Here is a 19,563-nt window from a genome sequence, read left to right on the forward strand (position 1 = left end):
TAGATTTTCTTAGAAAAACGTCCGGCAAACCGGACGTTTCTTTAAAAGAAATCATCATCGTCGTCCTGTTCCAACCAATCAATAAGGGGATTGTATCCCAATACCCCCACTGCAGTAGATTTAATACCAAGCAAAGTCATGCTTTTCCCCAGCCAGGACTTTCGATAATTTTCAGAGCGGCCTAATCCGGTAAAGGCAATACCTCCCAATACGTTCAATAATCGCTCGGTGGAATTTATATTGCGCCGCATGTTATCACCTCCATTTATATTATGGTCGATGAACTGTTATGTCTACCGGCGTAAATTATGTTAAATTAGGGATTTAATTGGTCACATCTTCTTCCGAAAAACGTTTCATGGCTCGAAATTCTTTTAAGTCACAAAGATTACAAACAAGCAGGTGAACACAACATTCGCTGGTATAACCTTTGTAACCATCTTCATAAATTTCTTGATCTAAATATGCACTATAGGGATCATAAAAATCTTGAACCAGTCCAAGGTCAGCCAAATTATACCCACAATTTGGACAGCTAATGGTTACATGATATAGTCCATTGCACAAAATACATAATTTATTCAAAAAAAACACCCCATCTTTACGACCTTCATTTAATCTTTCCCATGAAGGGCAAATTCATAAAGACGGGGTTCCAAAATATCATTTGTTTTTCGAATTTGATTGAGGGCCTTCCATAAGTTTTTTGGCTGCTTGCCAACAATTTTTTATTATGTTATTTATTTCTTCCTTTGTCGCATGATCAATGTGTATGCCTGCCACCATTACTACTGGTTCTTTAAAGTAAATGGCTAAACTCTCTGCCAGAGGTTTGGCAATTTCATCATCTTTATGTCCCAGCAGGGGTAGTACACTGGAATTACTGCTTATTTGCACTGAATCCTGCAGACTCGGTCTGGGTATGGATAGAACCACCGCTCCCACATGGTATTTTTCCCCACCATACAGTTGACAAACTAACCCCTCTGAGGTAAATGTAGTTACCAAATGTACCTTCAATCGACCCTCTCCAACTGTGCATGAGACTGTTTTCATCATTGCTTCGTTAACCCCTTTTCACAATGAGAGCACTGGGGAACCAGCATTTTCCCCGCCAGTAATGGTTCTAGCTTTGCCAAGCCGCCCCAGCGGGATAGTAGAAAGGTTACAATCAGTGCTAATATAATTCTGCCTCCCAGTATAACCGTACCATCCGCTCCTATGGCGATAAAAAGGGCGGTATCTTCCACCACCGAATGACAAAGAATAAGAAATATATTAATGAGGAATAAATCCCGCCAGGATAAATGTCCCTCTTTTACACTTTCAATAATAACACCCGCGCCATAGGCCAGACCAAAGGTTAATCCAATCAGTAGGGGAAATGCTCCTTCTTTGGGTAGGCGAAAAAATTTCATAGCCGGTACCATCCATTTCGCCACTCTATCTAAGATTTTCATATCCCTTGCAATTTCTAGAATTAGCATCAGAGGGATGATAATTAATGCCATTTGGAATATATTTTTCAGACTACCCGCTAGGGCAACCTTTATAAATTCGATCCAATCCATTTATCCTTCTTTCCTTCCCTTCTTTAAAGACTTTTCTAAAGAATTTACAACGTAATGTTTAAAACAAGACCAGCCAAAACAGCTATAGTAATACGAACTAACCCAATAATCCATGGATTAATCCCGCATTTACCTGCCACGGCACATTCCACAAAAAGGGTATGAGAAAAAAGTAACATCATTGCAATAATGGTGATTTCCCTAGGATTTAAATGTATGGATACAATAACACCGATGGCTGCGTACATATTTAAAACATTACCAACGACCAGTGCCAAGGAAGCTTCCCCAGGAAGACCCAGATACTTCATAAACGGAGCACATAAATCAGCTATTTTTTCTAATAACGGGGTGAAACTCAAAAATGTTACAGCTACATAAATTGGAACCACCACCTTGGATAGTACCCAGGTGGTGGATAGGCCCTTATGAATACCCCTTTTAAATGTATCTATTGTAACCATCACGTTAATAACCTCCTGATGTCCTTATCATTATTTTTTACTTTTTTAAGTTCTCGAAACTAATTTATTTCCCTTCTAAAATACGGATGCTTTTTCATTCCAGGGAAAAACTAGAGTCACATTCATTTTTATGAGGTGCAGTATGCAGAAAAATGCTATAGTAGCTACGGAATCGCAGAACGCCAGTATGCTTTCCATATTTAATCCCATTGCAAAGGAAATGGCGGAAGTAGAAAAATCTTTGGTTGCTCTTTTCCCCTCCAATCATTTATTGGGTTCCGCCCATAACTTAATTATCGCTGGAGGCAAACGAATAAGACCAGCCTTGGTTTTACTGGCTGGAAAACAGGGGTTAGTAAATAAACAAGTGATGCAATTAGCCATAGCGGTGGAAATCCTTCATCTGGCCACCCTTACCCATGATGATATCATTGATAACGCTGCTACACGACGGGGTAAACCCGCAGCCCATTTCAACAGGGCTTTTCTTTGGTCGTTGCCCTTCGGCCTTCTCTGTACCGTAATAACTTCCCAAATACATCTAGAGAATGTAAAAAGTATTACTATAGGAGAGTTGATTATTATATCCCTTGTAGTTCTACAAAGCGGCTTACTAGCCTATATCCTGTAAGTTTAAAAGGACAGCCTTCGCTGTCCTCAGTTTTGAAATAATTAGGTATAACAAAGCATTCTAGACCAGTACCCTATTATCTCCCACTCGGCGGGTCAGCCTCTCACGATCCATGGTTTCCAGCAAAGGTAGAGTGAACTTTCGGGAGGTTTTTAACAAATCACGAGTCTGAGCCACTGAGATTTCTTTGTTTTCTTTAAGGTATTCAACAATTTTCGTTTTGGCCTGCTGATATCGATCTGCTGTATAATACAGTTCATCATCGCTTAGCTTAACTAATTGGCCCGTACGGAGAAAATACTGCAGATACTCTTGGGACTCAGCATCCTTCAGACGGAACTTTTTCACAACTTCCACCCAGGACGGCGGCTGAAAATTGCCTTCTTGTATGGCACATATCATATCCTGTACCAACTTCTGCTGGCTGCCGGATAACTCACCAGTAAATTCTGCTAAGGCAAGGGTTTTATCATGAAGCTTCAATAAACCATCTATTTCCATTGCCTGGAGCAAATACTGAAAGTGTTTGTTATTGATAAAGGGGAATTTCCTGGAGCGCAGTTCTTCCTTCGGGTACCCTTCTCTTAAGGGGTATTCCCGATGATAGTTGATTACCATACTCTTAATTTCCTGACGCCATTTGTTATAAGTAAATTGTGCTATATAGAGACTCTTTTTGTCGACTGGTATGCATTTTACCTGTTGTTCAGACTGTAACTTCTCTATACTAATTTTTAGATCGTCCCCGGCAAGACCAGTTGCTTCAATAATTTCTTCCGGACTAAACAGGCCCTGCTTTCCAGCTAGAAGTTGGTTTACTAATTCCTCTGGGGTCCCCTTCTCTTTGGTGGCCAGTCCTTCCAACACCTCTGATCGATAGCGTTTATGCTTGGGTGCATTGGGTTCAATGACAACACCGCCACCAATGGTCCTCATAGGAGAATAGGATCGGATAACAAAACGATCCCCTTTACCGGCAATTCCCCTCTCTTCCAATTCCAGCTGAACATAGGCTTCCTGGTTTGGTTCTATTTCTTCTCGGTCCAGAAGTCTCACCCTACCTAAAATCTCATCAGTTCCCAAATACAACCGAACCCTAGCCCGATTTTTAAGCGGTTTTTCCGCGCTTTCCAATAATAGAAATTTAACATCCATACGGTGTGAAGGTTCTACGCTGTTAGGCGTTACCAAAACACTACCACGCTTAACCTCCTCCACCTCCACTCCGATGATGTTTACTGCCGTCCGTTGACCTGCCCGAGCCTGCTCTACTTTTTTACCATGGACTTGTATGGAGCGAACTCTAGAAACCGTGCCAAGGGGCATGATTTCTACGGTATCTCCCGTGGAAACCCGGCCAGATAGCAAAGTACCAGTTACTACCGTCCCAAAACCAGTTACTGAGAACACCCTGTCTATGGGTAACCTTAACTTACCACTGCTGTTTCTTTCTTCCGTGTCATCCACAAATTGATCAATTAAATCCAATAGTTGCGGAATCCCCTGCTTAGTTGTAGATGATACAGGTACAACAGGTGCCTCACTAAGAACAGTATCTTTTAAATACTCCCTAATTTCTTCCGTTACCAAGCTAAGCCATTCCTCGTCCACCATATCTATTTTGGTTAAGACCACTATCCCTTTCTTAACTTGAAGCAATTGAATAATATCAACATGTTCTTTGGTTTGGGGCATCACGCCTTCGTCCGCAGCAATTACCAACAATACCAAGTCAATTCCGCCGACCCCTGCCAACATGTTCTTAATAAATTTTTCGTGACCCGGGACATCCACAATACCTGCTTGTTTACCACTGGGCAGTTTAAGCTGGGCAAAGCCAAGCTCAATGGAAATACCTCTTTCCTTCTCTTCTTTTAAACGGTCAGTATCCATTCCTGTTAATGTTTTAATAAGCAAGGTTTTACCATGGTCCACGTGCCCTGCGGTTCCAATGATAATATGCTTCATCGCCGGCTCACCTCCCCGGAATTTAGAACTTTGGCCATGACAGTTGCTAACATATCAATTTCTTCAAATTGAACTGTTCGCAAGTCCACCTGATATTTTCCATCTTGAACCCTTGCCACCACCGCAGGTTCCGACATTCGTAGATTTACAGCAAGCTCATCCACCGATAAGTTTTCCGGTACACAGGCCAGTATATAGGTTGCCATCTCAGCCGTTGGCATGGAACCACCTCCTACCTGAGAGGTTCCTCCTATGACTTCTATGTCCACCTTTACTTTCAGAAGCATCCTAAGTTTCTTTTCTAACTCTCTAGCCCTAGACCTTATTTCCTCTGTTGGTTCTGTAAGCATGCGTAGCGTTGGGATATTTTTCAAAACACCTTGTTCATCCAGATATTCTCGCAGTGTTGCTTCCAAAGCCGCCACCGTAAATTTATTGATCCTAACTGCTCGGGTTAAGGGATTTTTTTTCATCTTTTCAATCCAGTGTCTTTTACCTACAATAATTCCTGCCTGGGGCCCTCCCAACAATTTGTCACCAGAGAAGGTTATTACATCTGCCCCGGCTGCCACAGTTTCCTGAACACTGGGTTCTTTGGGGAGACCAAATTGGGATAATTCAACCAGGAAACCACTGCCTAGGTCGGACATCACTGGAATATTACCTTCTTTACCAATTGCCACCAGTTCCTCCACCGTTGTTTCTCTGGTAAAACCAACAATGCGATAGTTACTTGTATGTACATGTAATAAAAGGGCAGTGTTCTCCGAAATTCCATTGCGGTAATCCCAAGGATGCGTTTTGTTGGTGGCTCCTACTTCCACCAATATTGCTCCACTTTGTTCCATAACCTCGGGAATTCGGAAGGAACCCCCAATTTCAACAAGCTGTCCTCTAGATACGATAACTTCTTTTCCCTTAGCTAGAGTACCCAATGCCAGTAAAACAGCAGAGGCATTGTTATTTACTACCAGTGCAGCCTCTGCACCGGTCAGTCGGGTTATTAATTCCTCCACAGGCTCATACCGGGAACCCCTTTTCCCTGATTCAAGATTGATTTCCAGGTTACAAAAGGAAGATGTGACAGCATCTACTGCTTTTCTGGCAGATTTAGAAAGCAATGCCCTTCCTAGATTGGTATGTAATACCACTCCAGTGGCATTAATAACTTTTCGTAGGTTCGGTCGGGTTTCTTTTTCCAGCAGATCCACTACCCCTTGAATAACCATTTCTTGCATTTTGTCAATTTGATAAAACTGTCCATTTAAAATGCCTTTTCTGATTGAATCAATGGAATTGCGGACAGCTTCTACTACCAAAGTCCTAGGGTAGGTATCTAATAGCTTATCAATAGCTGGATTCTTTATGATTTGGTCCACTTTAGGTAATTCTCTTAATAAATCTTTATTCTTTTGCAGCTCCATACAATTCCCCCGTACAAACTTTTCTTCGTTCAATTATAGGGTAACCAATACTGAAAAAGCAAGAAACCCAGCATTGCTGGGTTAAATCTTATCTTTATTCATTACTTGGATCAAAACCTGCTCTGTACTGACCAAATGGTTTAGCATGGCTTTTCTTGCTTCTGCAGGATCTCTATTTACAATGGCCTGGTAAATTTCCTCATGCTGCTTATATAATATTTCAGGTCTGCCAGGCGTTTCATACATTCTTTCACGAACCTTTTTCATCTCAGTTTTCATCGTATCAGAAACAGAACTAATAACTCTCGTAAGTAGAGAATTATGCGCCGCTTCTGTAATGGCATGGTGAAATATTAAGTCGGATACTTCACCTACTACCCCTTTATTGACATCCTCTTTCATTTTGTCCAAGCATTTTTTAAGGTTAATCAAATTATCCTTTGTCAAGCGTTCTGCCGCAAGGGCAGCGGCCTCAATTTCAATAATTTTTCTAAGTTCCAGAAGTTCTAATATAGCACCCTTTCCGGTAATCACCGCAAAGGACATAATGTCCGTCATAGATTTTGTATTTAATTCACGCACAAAGGTTCCTTCACCAGCTCTGATTTCTATAATGCCAATGGCTTCAAGGGCACGATATGCCTCACGAACAGCAGAACGGCCAACCTGAAGTTGGTCTGCTAGCTCCCTTTCTGGCAAGAGTTTGTCCCCTGGGCTAAGTTCACCCCTAGTTATCATTCCTTTAAGCTGATCCACAATTTCTTCGTATATTTTTTTAGGTTTTATAGGCTTAAATTCCATAAATTAACAACTCCAATTAGTAAAAAATTACTCTACACTAATAATAATTAATTTATTAACTGTTGTAAATCTTTGTGAAAATAAAACTATAAAGTAAACATAATTTTATATTATTTTCTAAAAACCTAACCAACTAGTTTCCTTAGCTTATACTTTATTGCTTTTGTTCTTATATTGTATTAATTCTCTCTCAGCATTGACTAAATGATCTAACATTGCAGCGCGAGCCCCTTCCGCATCTCCTTTTTTTATAGCCTCAGTGATCACTTCATGCTGATGATAGAGCTTCCAAGGTGTTCTATGGGCTTCATATAAATTTAAACGTACTGTTACCATTTCTTTTTTCATGGTTTCAGATATTGAATTCATCAGTCTTGTTAATAACGAATTATGAGCAGCATCTGTAAGTGCATAATGAAAGTTTATATCGGAAATATCACCTAAATTTCCTTTTTCAATGTCTAGCTTCATTTGCTTAAGCCATTTTTCGATATTATTTATATCTTCCTCTGTTCTTCGCTGTGCAGCTAGAGAAGCAGCCTCTGTTTCTACAATTTTACGTAATTCCAAAAGTTCAAAAAGAGTATCTTTTCCAGTGATAACAGCGAATGACATAATATCAGTCATAGGTTTGTTTCCTAATTTGCGAACAAACGTACCCTCTCCAGACCTTATCTCAATAATTCCAATGGCTTCCAGGGCACGATAAGCTTCTCTAACAGCAGAACGACCTACCTGAAGTCTTTCCGCTAACTCCCTCTCTGGAATCATTTTATCCCCTGCTTGAAGTTCTCCCTTGCTAATCATCTCTTTTATTTGTTGCACAATTTCTTCATAAACTTTTTTTGCTTTTATAGGCTTAAACTCCATCTTTTGCACTCCATATAATATATTTTATTTTTGCAAAGCAACTTTATTAAATATTAAAAGATATATTTCTATCTGATCATGTCATAAAGTTTTCACCCTGTTAGTATGTTCATTTTGCTTGTTATCTTTCCCCTTTAATTTACTGGAGAATAAAGCTAATACTAGAACTAATCCTAACATAAGTATCATTAACTTATATCCTTCAATTTTATAATTTACCATTTCAGCCGTAATCCCCAACACTTTATGATAGGAAGGAATTAACCATTTAAAGGTATAAGCTTGAAGATATGTTAAAAAACATAGGAATGATAGAAAAAACAGACTATGGGTTAATGTATAACTAAAAATATCATCTTCCCTTCCGTTTAATCCCGTTGCTGAAGCAGCAGCACCGATGGCCTCGGGAGAAATCATTTTTGCCACTGCGCCACCGGAATGATTGGCAGCTACCGTAAGAACAGGATCAAAACCAACTATTTGGGCAGTATTGGCCTGAAGTTTTGCCATTAAAGTATTGGAAGAAACATCTGAACCAGTAATAAATACACCCAACCAACCTAAAATTGGTGCAAACATTGGCAATAAGCCATTGGCAGAAGCAATAACATTGGCCATGGAAGCGATCATCCCGGACCAATTCATTAAATATGATACTCCAATAATAAGTGATATTCCAACCAAGGGCAGAAATAAATTTCTTACTGCTTGTCCTAACAAGGTAATTAATTCCTTGTGACAAACTTTATATATATATGCATTAATAATTGCTGATATAAAAATTACCGTTCCTACAGATGATAAAAGGGACAAGCTTAAATAAACTTCAATTGGTTTCCCACTAGCAATAATGGTATTATTCAGAGTGCTTACTGCTACATAAACCGTAAAAGTATTAAGAAAATCCTGAACGGGTTTAAATGACCAGTTTATAATAAAAATAGTCATGATTATATAGGGCAACCAAGCGCTCAAAACCGTACTAAATGAAATTTTCTCATTCGGGTAAAAGGAACTAGTTTTCTGTGAGTGCCAAACATCTTTGGGTTGCCAATTACGAAGAAAAAATACCATAATGATCATGGTTGTAACTGCTGCTAAAGTATTAACAATGCTCAGAAATATATAATTTGCCGCAAACCATTGAACCCCAGCAAAGGAAATACCACATACTAGAATTGGCAGCCAAACTTCCTTAGTCCCTTTCCAACCTGCTAAGATAAAAACTAACCAGAAGGGAAGCAAAAATGAAAGAATCGGCAACTGGCGGCCTACCATTTGGGAAACAGCCATCATATCGATATCAGAAGTAAGCCCTGCAGTAATAATAGGAACTCCCATAAAACCAAAGGATATTGAAGTAATTAAACAAAGAACTGCCGCATAGATGGGGCGAAATCCCAGAGCAACCAGTATCCCAGAGGTTATAGCCACTGAAGTGCTGTAACCTGCAAGGTTCTCTAAAAAAGCTCCTAAACAAAGGGCAACTAATAAGCATTGAAGACGGTGATCCCTTGTTATAGATTGGATTGACCAGGTAATGATGTGAATCTGACCCGTCTTGACCGTTAGTTTGTATAAGAAAAGTGACGAAAGCATAATCCAACCAATGGAAAACATCCCCGTCATCCCGCCGTAAAACGAAGACCATGCTGCCAACTTAAAAGGCATACCATATACAAAAATAGCAACTCCCGTTGTAACAAGTAATGTCAAAAACCCAGCAATGTGTATTCTAACCCTTGAGTAAAGTGTAAAAAAAAGAAAGGATATCGGTATGGACGCCACAAATGCTGATAAATATTGGTTTTCAAAAGGAGTGATTATCTGCTCCCACATCATTATGAATCGCCTCCTATTTGGTTGGGTCATTTATTAGCTACTTTGTAAAATACATTCTCCTTTCTGGTTTTGTGGAAGAGTGGTCTGACCTTTATATATCAAATATTCATTATTTTATTATAATTTCCTTCTTTTCGAGATTGAATTTTGTCAAAATTTTTATTTCTATAATATTTTTATTTTTAGTCAAACAGATACATAGCTTTTACTACTTAAATCCCCCTGGAAGGTAATACTATCTATGTCAAAAGCAAAAAACCCTTTTGTGTATACAGTCAGGTGACTGCACACAAAAGGGTTTTTAGGTTACTATTTTATAATTTTATTCCATTCTCTGACGAGCAGCTACTATACCAAGCAGCACCATAACAGCAAAGGATACTACTAAAGCTACTGTACTTAGTCCATAATCAGGAGTTGCGGCCTTCGCAACAGCGGAAGCCTCTACCACTGCAGGCACCATCCCTTTTAAATAGTATGCTTGTATATATACAATTACACCCATGATTGCTGTAAAGAGTAAACTGTGTTTTACAGTAAATCTAAACAAATCACTCTCTTTACCAACCAAATTTACAGATGCACAAGCCACTGCAATACTCTGAGGTGAAATCATCTTGGCAGCCACACCACCGCTAGTGTTAGCTGTTACAGTTAAAACGGGGTTTACATCAATCTGTTGGGCTGTTATTTTCTGCATGTTGCAGAACAATGCATTGGCAGAGGTATCACTGCCGGTAACAAAGACACCTACCCATCCCAGAAAGGGGGAAACAAACGGGAAGAAAGATCCAGTTACAGTGAGGGCTTGTCCCAGGGTAGGGGTAATTCCAGCAAAGTTAGCAACATAGGCAAAACCTAGAACACAAGCAACCGTTGTTAGAGAATACTTCAAGCTGTTTAAGGTTTCTCCAAATACAGAAAGATATGTTTTAGGACGTACCCTTAGGATAATGGCTGATATAATGGTTGCAATGAGAATGGCAGTACCAGCTGCCCCTAACCAGTTAAATTTATAGATAACTTCTAGAGGTTTGTCCCCAATCATAATAGCATTATGCAAGCCAGCAATGGGAATTTTAACAGTAAACTGATCCAACAGGTACTTAATACCACTAATTCCCCAGTCACCAATTAATACAGTCAGCACAATAAAGGGAGTCCAAGCTTGTACAATTCTACCAAAGGGGTGATGCTTTACTTCCATACTGGCTGCAGGTTCATTAGGAAAACGCCAGATTTGCTTTGGCTTCCAGACCTTTAAGAAAGAAACCAGTACTACAATGGCTACCAGTGCTGAAATAATATTGGGTAATTCAGGACCAATTTTAAATGCTACGAACCACATGGTAACACTGAAGGAAGCTGCAGTGACGAAAACTGGTGCAAAAACTTCTTTCATGCCCTTCCAGCCAGACATAATAAAGACCAACCAGAACGGAACAACAAAGGATAGTAAAGGTAATTGATTTGCTATCATTTGACTTACAACAAAGGGATCTAATCCTGAAACTTTACCAGCTGTAATAATGGGAATGCCAATTCCACCGAAGGCCACCGGAGCAGTGTTTGCAATCAAGCATAATCCTGCAGCATACAGGGGTTGAAAGCCTAGGCCAACTAGCATACCCGCAGTGATGGCAACCGGAGCACCAAAGCCAGCAGCACCTTCTAAAAAGGCTCCAAAGCAATAGCCAATTAACAAAGCTTGTAATCGACGATCTTCTGTAATAGAAGCAATGGAGTCCTTTATCACCTCAAAATGGCCCGTTTTTACAGTTAGATTGTATAAAAACACAGCACACAAAACAATCCAACCAATGGGAAATATCCCCGTTAAAATACCGTATATCGTTGAAAGTACGGCTAATTTAGCTGGCATACCGTAGGCAACGATAGCAACTAAAATTGCTGCAACAAGGGTGATTATGCCTGCTATATGCCCCTTCATGCGTTTAATTGCAAGGGCGTAGAACAGAATAAGAATTGGTATAGAAGCAACCAGTGCGGAAATCCCAATGTTCCCAAAAGGGTTCGTTTCTTGTAGCCACATGTTATATATCCCCCTTATTTCTTAAAAAAAATATAATTGCGTAATTATTAGATAATACAAAAAATAAATTCCTTTTTTCCCCCTCCTCTATGTAAGTATTGGCGGCACTCACAACCGAGAATACCGTTTCTTAATATTGGATCCTATGTGATTTTGCAAATTGTCTTATTTACTATACTTGGAATTTTCACCCGTTAATTAGTTCTTAACAATTTCACAGGGAAGCGTGGTTTAAAGTCCATACGGCATAATGTTCATACGGTATTATGGTCTGACCAGTAATAGCAAAAACAAAAAAATTTTATGTTATTGGTATTTTTCAGTATATTAAAAAAAACAACAAAAATCAACGCTAATTATTTAAAAAAAGTAACAATTTTTTAAACTTTGCTTCTCAGCTTACCCAAAGGGTCTGAGGGCCTAAATGCTGACATGTCAAAGAATACTACCACTTCTAATCGGCGGCCCTTAGTTACCATAGTATATCTGAAATTTTTTCTTTCTGCCCTGAAAATTAAAACTTTTCATTTATCAGTGGTGTCGCCAAGCGGCATGTTGGTCTGATATACTAAAAAATACGTAATAGGTCTTTATATATTTCCGGTCTTCTGTTAGCGAGAAAGAAACTATTAGCCATCGAAGATGATTTTCTCTCGCGTATGGCATTTATCTGAGCACAATCCAAATCCACCACTAGCATCGATTGCTTTCCTTCAAAGTCTTCTGCCAACACATTTCCCTTAGGGTCGATAACCATTGAGCCACCACAAAATTGACGACCATTTCCGTCATCCCCCACTAAATTGCAGGCGGCCAGGAAAACAGAGTTATCATAGGCTCTGGCTGCCAGATATTTTAACCAGATGGCTTTACGGTCTCCTACAATAGTTGGGGAAGCATGGGGTGCAAAAATAACCTCGGCTCCCCGTAGCGAAAGAATTGTGGTCATTTCCGGGAAGTGGGTATCCCAACATATTTGAATGCCAATGGTTGTTTTTTCTGTAGAAAAGGTTTTGATTTCATTGCCGGCCTGATAGTACGGCTGTTCACTATTTCCTAAATGAGTCTTTCGGTAATAATCAATATTTTGGCCTGGCCTGATCACTACCTGGGTAATGAAGGGCCTCTTATTAAGACATTTTTCTGCCATACCGGCAATAATAGTAATTCCTTTATTCTGTGCCAATTTTTTAAGAAACAAGATCGCTTCTCCGTCTATACTCTGGAGTAAGAAGTCCGGGATTTCTCTGCTATAGCCTTGGATACACATTTCAGGAAAACAAATAATCTCTGCCTGTTGTGCTGCTGCTTCGTTTATAAACTTTTCAAGTGTACTTAGATTTTTGTCAATATTACCAAATGTTGCTTGCATCTGAACCAAAGCAATTTTAGTAGATTTCAAACAAGGGTCCCTCCTTGAGATGATCATAGAGAAGAATATAAAATACCGCGCCACAGCGCAGCGCGGTATTTATGCCTTTCCTACATTCTTTAGTATCTCAGTAACCTGCTGTGGTTTATTCATGGTATAAAGGTGAATACCATCCACTCCGCTTTCCAGTAGATCACGAACCTGCTGGCTGGCATACTCAATGCCGGCTTTCTCCATGTCTTCTGCATTATCGCCATATTTGTCAACCAGCATCAAGAGTTTTGCCGGCATAGAAGCTCCACATAGGGAAATAATTCGCTTAATTTGTTTTGCATTAAGTACGGGTAAGATTCCCGCAACCACCGGGCAATGAATATTAACTCTTAGGGCATTTTCAAGGAAGTTATAAAATATCCTATTATCAAAGAAAAGCTGGCTAATAAGGAAATCCACCCCCTGGTCAACTTTATATTTTAACCAGTTCAGGTCGTCACTTAAGCGCCGGCAATGGGCGTGTCCTTCGGGATAAGCAGCTGCTGCCACACAGACATTACTACTATTTTTGATGTGCCTAACCAGATCAGAGGCATATTTAAAATCTGAATCTGAGAAGTCATAATTTTGTGCATCTGCTGGCGGGTCACCCCTTAGGGCCAGTACATTTTCAATATTTTCTTCTTGTAATTCATTAAGAATTTGGTCAATCTCGTTTACAGCTTGACCAACACAGGTTAAATGAGCCAGGGCTTCAATTTTATACCGGTTTTTTATCGTTGCAGCGATTTCCTTGGTTCTATCACGACTGCTTCCCCCCGCCCCGTAGGTAACACTAATAAAGCCAGGTTCTAATTTAATTAATCCCTCCAAGGTCTCATAGATGGTTTCCACCGGCGAGGTGCTCTTGGGAGGAAATATTTCAAACGAGATCACAGGATTTTGGGATTGGTAAAGGGTAGAAATTTTCATATTGCACCGCCTTTGTCCTTTTGGGATTGTCTTTTGTCTATTATAACGCGACTCTTTCAATGGGGAAATAACTATTTGTTTCCTAAACCTTACATCGTTCTTAACTATTGCCTAAACTTCTTGTTCCTTGGCTGAAGGATTATTATAATTTTTAGCAGCGCTTTCAAAAACATCGGTTAATTTTAAAAAGCGAGATGCCTATGGCTTCTCGCTTACATTTCTTTAATAATACGATAATCAGTGGTACGCTGGGCCGGACGGAAACCTGCTTCACGAATGCAGCGAAGGATTTCCTGGAGGGCCACTCGGTAGGTGACGCCGGCTGCCCTCACAACATTCTCCTCCAGCATGGTGCTGCCAAAATCATTGGCACCAAAATTTAGCGATACTTGAGCCATCTTGGCACCCTGTGTCACCCACGAGGCCTGAATGTTCTTTACATTATCGAGCATTAATCTAGCCACTGCCAAGGTTTTTAAATAATCAATCCCAGAGGTTGTCTCTCCTCCTAATTTGGTGTTTTTAGGTTGAAAACTCCAAGGGATAAAGGCAGTAAAACCTCCGGTCTTGTCCTGGGTATCTCTTACCCTGACCATGTGCAGAATCCTTTCTTCAGGAGTTTCAACATGCCCGAACATCATGGTTGCTGTGGTTTTCATGTCCAGACAATGGGCAATGGTCATGACCTCCATCCATTCTTCCCAAGTAACTTTATCCGGGCTAATGATCCTTCGTACACGGTTATCCAGAATCTCTGCCCCACCTCCGGGGATTGAATCAAGCCCGGCATTCTTTAAGGCCTCAATAACCCGCAGTAATGGCAGACCTTCTTTTCTGGCGATATGCCAAATTTCCGGTGGCGAAAAAGAATGAATGTGAATATTGTAACGTTCCTTAATGGATTTTAGCAAATCCACATAGTAATCCAGTCCTAATTCTGGATGTAACCCACCCTGAACTAAAATCTCTGTGCCACCTACAGCAATGGTCTCTTCAATTTTTTGATATAACTCTTCCTGAGGCAAGATATAGGCATCCGGGTCACTGGGTTCCCGCCAGAAAGCACAGAATTTACACTTACAGGTGCATATGTTTGTATAATTAATATTGCGATCAATAATAAAGGTGGTACGATTTTTTGGATGCAACCTTTTGCGAATGGTGTTTGCTGCTGCTCCCAGTTGAATTAAATCAGAAGAATTTAAGAGGGCAACGCCCTCTTCTACACTTAACCTCTCACCTGCCACAGCTTTATTGAGTATCTCTTTAACCTGCAACATTTTCTTCACCCCATATTGCCAATCGTACTCTCTCCTCAATAAGGCCGCTCTTGTAACAGTAATCATAAAAGGTTAATAAAGCCCTTCGATGGTCCTCTGCAAACGCGTTATTAATTGTATTAAAATATTCTTCTAAAATCTCCATCGGCAGCCCGCTTCTACGACGACCTTTTTCTAACACTGCCGACAGGCTCTGGTCAGCAAGTTTTTTAGCTTCCACCAGTTGATGACAAAGGTTATTAACCACTTCCGGGTTTTCTTTGGCAAATTCCTTACGGATAACCCAAAGGGCGTATACCATACGTTCACCAGTAAATTGTTTCCAAGCTTCTCCAAGGTCCGTTACATGATAGGCTAATTTCTCCTGTTTTACTCTTAAATGAGCTCGCATGGCATCATCACCAATGAGTAAGGCACCGTCTCCTTCTGCCATCATGCTGTCTAAATCAGGTTTTTGGGTGACATATTCAACCTCTAAATGGTAATAATGTTGGAAAAGTACTTTTAATAAAGCAACAGAGGTTGCCGAGGAAGAAGTTAGGCAGATTTTCCTGCCTTCCAATTCCACTATCGGGGCCCGGCTAAACAATAAAATACTTTGAACCGGTCCATCAGCACTGACGGACAAATTAGGGAGAATAATGCACTTATCAATATTTCTAGCATATTCAACAGAAGAAATAGATGCAACTTCCAATTGATCTTCCATAAACATTTTATTCAACATGGTGGGTGGTCCTTTGATTAATTCTCCATCAAAGGGCAGGAGGCCATCTTCTAAAGCATGAAAGACTGGCAACGTATTTAGGTAATCTACCTGCCCAAACCGTATTTTGCCCACTAAAAACCCTCCCCAAGAACATTGTACATTGTATCTCGTTCAACTGGTTGCTTACCTGCAGCCTTTATTATATTTATTAATTTTGCCTTTGCCATAAACTGTGCAGTTTCTGCTCCGGCATCATGAACAATTTGCTCTTCTATTACCGTTCCATCTAGGTCGTTAGCACCAAAGGATAAAGACACCTGGGCAATTTTAAGGCCGATCATTATCCAGTAGGCTTTTATATGATCAAAGTTATCTAACATTAGCCTTGCCAGGGCCAAGGTTTTAAGGTCATCATAGCCCGTAGTTCCTGATATATTTTGGCAATCTAAAGCTGTATTCTTCGGATGGAAGGCCAGCGGAATAAAGGCTAAGAAACCTCCGGTCTTATCCTGCAACTGCCTTAGACGAATCAGATGATCGATTCTTTCTTCCAGTGTCTCAACATGTCCATATAGCATGGTGGCATTGGTTTTCATACCAATTCGATGGGCTGCTTCATGAACCTCTAACCATCGGTCGCCACTGATTTTTTTCTCACAAACCAAGTCCCTCACCCGCTGAGAAAAGACCTCTGCTCCACCGCCGGGTAAAGATGCAAGGCCTGCGCCCTTTAATGTTTGCAATACTTCTCCTAGGGACATGTTATGGATTTTCGCTAAATAATCCACTTCTACAGCGGTTAAGGATTGGATAATGGTCCCTGGTGCAGCAGCTTGAACACGCTGTAACATTTTCACGTAATAATCTAGTTTTAAATCAGGATTTAAGCCTCCTACTATGTGTATTTCGGAAACTTTCAGCCCATTACACTCTTTTGCCTTGGTCTCTATTTCGTCTAGGGATAATGCATAGGCCCCAGGAGCATCTTTTTTTCGGCCAAAGGCACAGAACTTACACAAGTTTTCACAGATATTGGTGTGATTAATATGACGATTTACAATAAAGTATATCCTATCTCCATTTTTCCGTTTATTAACCATGTCAGCCAGATAACCAATGGCCAGCAATTCGTTGGACTGATATAATCGAAGGCCATCTTCCTTACTAAGCCTCTCCCCTTTTTCTACCTTTTCCTTAATATCAATAAGCTCACTGTTAGCAAAAAGATAGTCCATGTTGTTCTCCTTTCTACAGTCATTAAAAAATATCCCCGGCTCCTTTAAGCCGTGGGTGTTATCTTTAATGCAACAGAATATCAACAAAGGTACAGGCAAACATCAATACACTTAGGGTTCCGTTTAGGTTAAAAAAAGCAACTCCAGTTCGGGATAGATCGTTTGGCGTGACCAAGATGTGCTGGTAGCTCAACAGTCCAGCAGCAAGGGCTACACCCATATAATAAAGCCAACCCAATTGAAGCATAATGCCTACACCAAGAAAGCATAAAGGAGCCAACGTATGAATAAGGGTCGAGATGGTTAGGGCTTTTTTAATACCAAACCTGGCAGGAATAGAAAATATACCTTCTTTACGGTCAAAGTCATAATCGTCACAGGCGTAAATAATATCAAAGCCTGCTACCCAGAGTAGCACTCCTAATCCCAATAATAAAGGCGCCGGGTGGAAACTACCAGTGATGGCAATCCAAGCCCCTAGAGGTGCTAAGCCCAGTGCCACACCACACCAGAAATGGCAGGTCCAAGTAAATCTTTTGGTATACGAATAAAAGCTAAGGGCAAAAACAGCAACCGGAAACAACTGAAAGGCCAAGGGACTTAAGTTATAGGCTGAAATAGCTAATAAACCAAAGGAAACAAAGACATAAAGCCAAACCTCTGGACTCTTCAGCAAGCCTTTGGGCAACGCCCGATTTGCTGTACGGGGATTCCGGGCGTCAATGTGCCGATCAACCAATCGATTAAAAGACATGGCCGCAGTCCTTGCTCCCACCATAGCCAAGGTAATCCAAAGAATGTTATGCAGGGAAGGAATCTTCAGTTCTGTAAGTAAGGCTCCAATATAGGCAAAGGGCAGGGCAAAAAGGGTATGCTCAAATTTAATCATTTGAAAAAAAACCTTTATCTTAGAAGCCATAGCTCTTCCACTTCCTGTCTACCAGAGATATGATTTCCTCACTCATGACAATGTCATCGGGCCATTCCCGATTGTGCCCTTCCGCAGGCCATTTTTTCGTAGCATCAATCCCCATCTTCGCGCCATAATAGGGTGCAGGAGAAGAATGGTCCAGCGCATCTAATGGGCCATCCACAATCATAACATCTCTTCTGGCGTCAATATTATTAAAGACACGCCAAGCCACCTGGGAGGGGTTTTGCACATCAACATGTTCATCCACCACAATTATTAATTTAGCAAACATCATTTGACCCATTCCCCAGAGGGCATTCATAACTTTTTTAGCATGACCAGGATAACGCTTTTTAATTGACACAATTACACAGTTGTGAAAGACCCCTTCTGGAGGCATGTTTATATCTACGATCTCTGGCAGTTGCAAGCGCATTAAAGGTAAAAAGGTACGTTCAATTGCTTTACCAATAAAATTATCTTCAATGGGAGGTTGCCCCACGATGGTGGCTGGGTAAATAGGGTCTTTCCGGTGCGTAATACAGGTTAGATGAAATACTGGGTAATCATCTGCTAAGGAGTAGTATCCAGTATGATCCCCAAAGGGGCCTTCCCAGCGGGTTTCATCGGGGTCCACATAGCCCTCCAAAATAATTTCTGCCCGGGCAGGAACCTCAATATCCACAGTCTCGCACTTTACCATTTCCACCGGTTCTTTACGTAGAAATCCTGCCAACAACATTTCATCAATGGCCGGGGGCAATGGAGCAATGGACGAAAAAATGCAGGCTGGGTCAGCCCCCAAGGCCACTGCCACTTCCAGTCGTTGTTTCTTCTGTTTCTGTTTTCGATGGTTTTCAGCCCCATCTTTATGCTTGTGCCAGTGCATACCTGTGGTGGTTTCATCAAAGACCTGCATGCGGTACATACCGACATTTCTCCTGCCTGTTTCCGGGTCCTTGGTAAAAACCAGCGGCAGAGTAATAAAGGGGCCTCCATCCATAGGCCAGCATTTTAAGACCGGTAGTACGGCTAAAGACGGTTTGTCCTTGATAATAACCTCTTTACAAGGACCGCTACGGACATTCTTGGGCAAAAAGGAAGAAATTTGCGCCAACTTTGGCAGTGTTTTTAACTTATCCAGAAAACTTGAGGGAAGCTCCGGGGGATTTAAAAAGGTCATGATTTCTTTACCGATATCATCTAGGTCATCTACCTGCAGGGCCAACTTTATCATTTCCATTGAACCCATCATGTTGGTAATCACAGGCATTTTATAACCTTTAACATTTTCAAACAACAGTGCAGGGCCACTGCTTTTACAAACCCGGTCCGTTATTTCTGTAATCTCTAGATCAGCACTTACCTCAGTCGTAATCCGTTTCAATAACCCCTTATTTTCCAGGGTCTTCATGTAATCCCTTAGATCTTGATATGCCACTTACAACACACCATCCCTAATTA

General features: G+C 40.7%; 19 protein-coding genes. 1 reads left to right on the plus strand and 18 read right to left on the minus strand.

The annotated features are described in order from the left end of the window. Positions 1 to 41: 41 nt before the first annotated feature. The 5 genes from DRED_RS11650 to DRED_RS11670 all read right to left on the minus strand — a co-directional run bounded on the left by DRED_RS11650 (position 42) and on the right by DRED_RS11670 (position 2,035). On the minus strand, positions 42 to 251 hold the full coding sequence (locus DRED_RS11650; RefSeq protein WP_041274602.1) for a hypothetical protein: 210 nt from the start codon (positions 249 to 251) through the stop codon (positions 42 to 44). Between the two features lie 73 nt (positions 252 to 324). After that, entirely contained in the window at positions 325 to 594 is a 270-nt protein-coding gene (locus DRED_RS11655) for a hypothetical protein (protein ID WP_011878499.1), read from the minus strand. A gap of 69 nt (positions 595 to 663) precedes the next feature. Beyond that, complete coding sequence (lpdD, locus tag DRED_RS11660) at positions 664 to 1,020, minus strand: prenylated flavin chaperone LpdD (RefSeq protein ID WP_337998921.1); 357 nt, start codon at positions 1,018 to 1,020, stop codon at positions 664 to 666. A 35-nt stretch (positions 1,021 to 1,055) separates the two neighbouring features. Beyond that, positions 1,056 to 1,571, minus strand: coding sequence for a nucleoside recognition domain-containing protein (locus DRED_RS11665; RefSeq protein WP_041274604.1), 516 nt, complete (start codon positions 1,569 to 1,571; stop codon positions 1,056 to 1,058). A 44-nt stretch (positions 1,572 to 1,615) separates the two neighbouring features. Then, positions 1,616 to 2,035 (minus strand): nucleoside recognition domain-containing protein, encoded by a 420-nt coding sequence (locus tag DRED_RS11670; protein ID WP_041274929.1) that lies wholly within the window; start codon positions 2,033 to 2,035, stop codon positions 1,616 to 1,618. A 142-nt stretch (positions 2,036 to 2,177) separates the two neighbouring features. On the opposite strand from DRED_RS11670, the gene DRED_RS11675 reads away from it, so the two are divergent. Next, on the plus strand, positions 2,178 to 2,666 hold the full coding sequence (locus DRED_RS11675) for a polyprenyl synthetase family protein (RefSeq protein ID WP_011878501.1): 489 nt from the start codon (positions 2,178 to 2,180) through the stop codon (positions 2,664 to 2,666). 60 nt (positions 2,667 to 2,726) lie between these two features. Here the strand turns inward: DRED_RS11675 and selB are convergent, their stop codons facing one another. The 13 genes from selB to DRED_RS11740 form a co-directional block, all read right to left on the minus strand. Beyond that, complete coding sequence (gene selB, locus DRED_RS11680; protein ID WP_011878502.1) at positions 2,727 to 4,634, minus strand: selenocysteine-specific translation elongation factor; 1,908 nt, start codon at positions 4,632 to 4,634, stop codon at positions 2,727 to 2,729. After that, complete coding sequence (gene selA / locus DRED_RS11685) at positions 4,631 to 6,058, minus strand: L-seryl-tRNA(Sec) selenium transferase (protein WP_011878503.1); 1,428 nt, start codon at positions 6,056 to 6,058, stop codon at positions 4,631 to 4,633. The genes selB and selA overlap by 4 nt, the downstream gene beginning before the upstream one ends. A gap of 81 nt (positions 6,059 to 6,139) precedes the next feature. Beyond that, on the minus strand, positions 6,140 to 6,859 hold the full coding sequence (locus DRED_RS11690; RefSeq protein WP_011878504.1) for a FadR/GntR family transcriptional regulator: 720 nt from the start codon (positions 6,857 to 6,859) through the stop codon (positions 6,140 to 6,142). A gap of 147 nt (positions 6,860 to 7,006) precedes the next feature. Beyond that, positions 7,007 to 7,729 carry a FadR/GntR family transcriptional regulator gene (locus tag DRED_RS11695; protein WP_011878505.1) on the minus strand — a complete coding sequence of 241 codons (723 nt, stop codon included), beginning with the start codon at positions 7,727 to 7,729 and terminating at the stop codon, positions 7,007 to 7,009. A gap of 81 nt (positions 7,730 to 7,810) precedes the next feature. Then, positions 7,811 to 9,601, minus strand: coding sequence for a lactate permease LctP family transporter (locus DRED_RS11700; RefSeq protein ID WP_156779653.1), 1,791 nt, complete (start codon positions 9,599 to 9,601; stop codon positions 7,811 to 7,813). Positions 9,602 to 9,893: 292 nt separating this feature from the next. Then, entirely contained in the window at positions 9,894 to 11,624 is a 1,731-nt protein-coding gene (locus tag DRED_RS11705; RefSeq protein WP_011878507.1) for an L-lactate permease, read from the minus strand. Between the two features lie 568 nt (positions 11,625 to 12,192). After that, positions 12,193 to 13,026, minus strand: coding sequence for a nitrilase family protein (locus DRED_RS11710; protein ID WP_011878508.1), 834 nt, complete (start codon positions 13,024 to 13,026; stop codon positions 12,193 to 12,195). Positions 13,027 to 13,095: 69 nt separating this feature from the next. Then, positions 13,096 to 13,962, minus strand: coding sequence for a methylenetetrahydrofolate reductase [NAD(P)H] (gene metF / locus DRED_RS11715; RefSeq protein ID WP_011878509.1), 867 nt, complete (start codon positions 13,960 to 13,962; stop codon positions 13,096 to 13,098). A gap of 212 nt (positions 13,963 to 14,174) precedes the next feature. Further along, complete coding sequence (gene mqnC, locus DRED_RS11720) at positions 14,175 to 15,242, minus strand: cyclic dehypoxanthinyl futalosine synthase (RefSeq protein WP_011878510.1); 1,068 nt, start codon at positions 15,240 to 15,242, stop codon at positions 14,175 to 14,177. Next, on the minus strand, positions 15,229 to 16,083 hold the full coding sequence (locus DRED_RS11725) for a menaquinone biosynthetic enzyme MqnA/MqnD family protein (protein ID WP_011878511.1): 855 nt from the start codon (positions 16,081 to 16,083) through the stop codon (positions 15,229 to 15,231). Before DRED_RS11725 ends, mqnC begins: the two co-directional genes overlap by 14 nt. Continuing rightward, positions 16,083 to 17,186 (minus strand): aminofutalosine synthase MqnE, encoded by a 1,104-nt coding sequence (gene mqnE / locus DRED_RS11730; RefSeq protein ID WP_011878512.1) that lies wholly within the window; start codon positions 17,184 to 17,186, stop codon positions 16,083 to 16,085. The genes DRED_RS11725 and mqnE overlap by 1 nt, the downstream gene beginning before the upstream one ends. A gap of 64 nt (positions 17,187 to 17,250) precedes the next feature. Beyond that, positions 17,251 to 18,105, minus strand: a complete 855-nt coding sequence (locus DRED_RS11735; RefSeq protein ID WP_011878513.1) for a UbiA-like polyprenyltransferase — start codon at positions 18,103 to 18,105, stop codon at positions 17,251 to 17,253. Continuing rightward, positions 18,095 to 19,540, minus strand: a complete 1,446-nt coding sequence (locus DRED_RS11740; protein ID WP_011878514.1) for a menaquinone biosynthesis decarboxylase — start codon at positions 19,538 to 19,540, stop codon at positions 18,095 to 18,097. The genes DRED_RS11735 and DRED_RS11740 overlap by 11 nt, the downstream gene beginning before the upstream one ends. Between the last annotated feature and the right edge of the window lie 23 nt (positions 19,541 to 19,563).

It is taken from the genome of Desulforamulus reducens MI-1, from assembly GCF_000016165.1.
GTDB lineage: Bacteria > Bacillota > Desulfotomaculia > Desulfotomaculales > Desulfotomaculaceae > Desulfotomaculum > Desulfotomaculum reducens.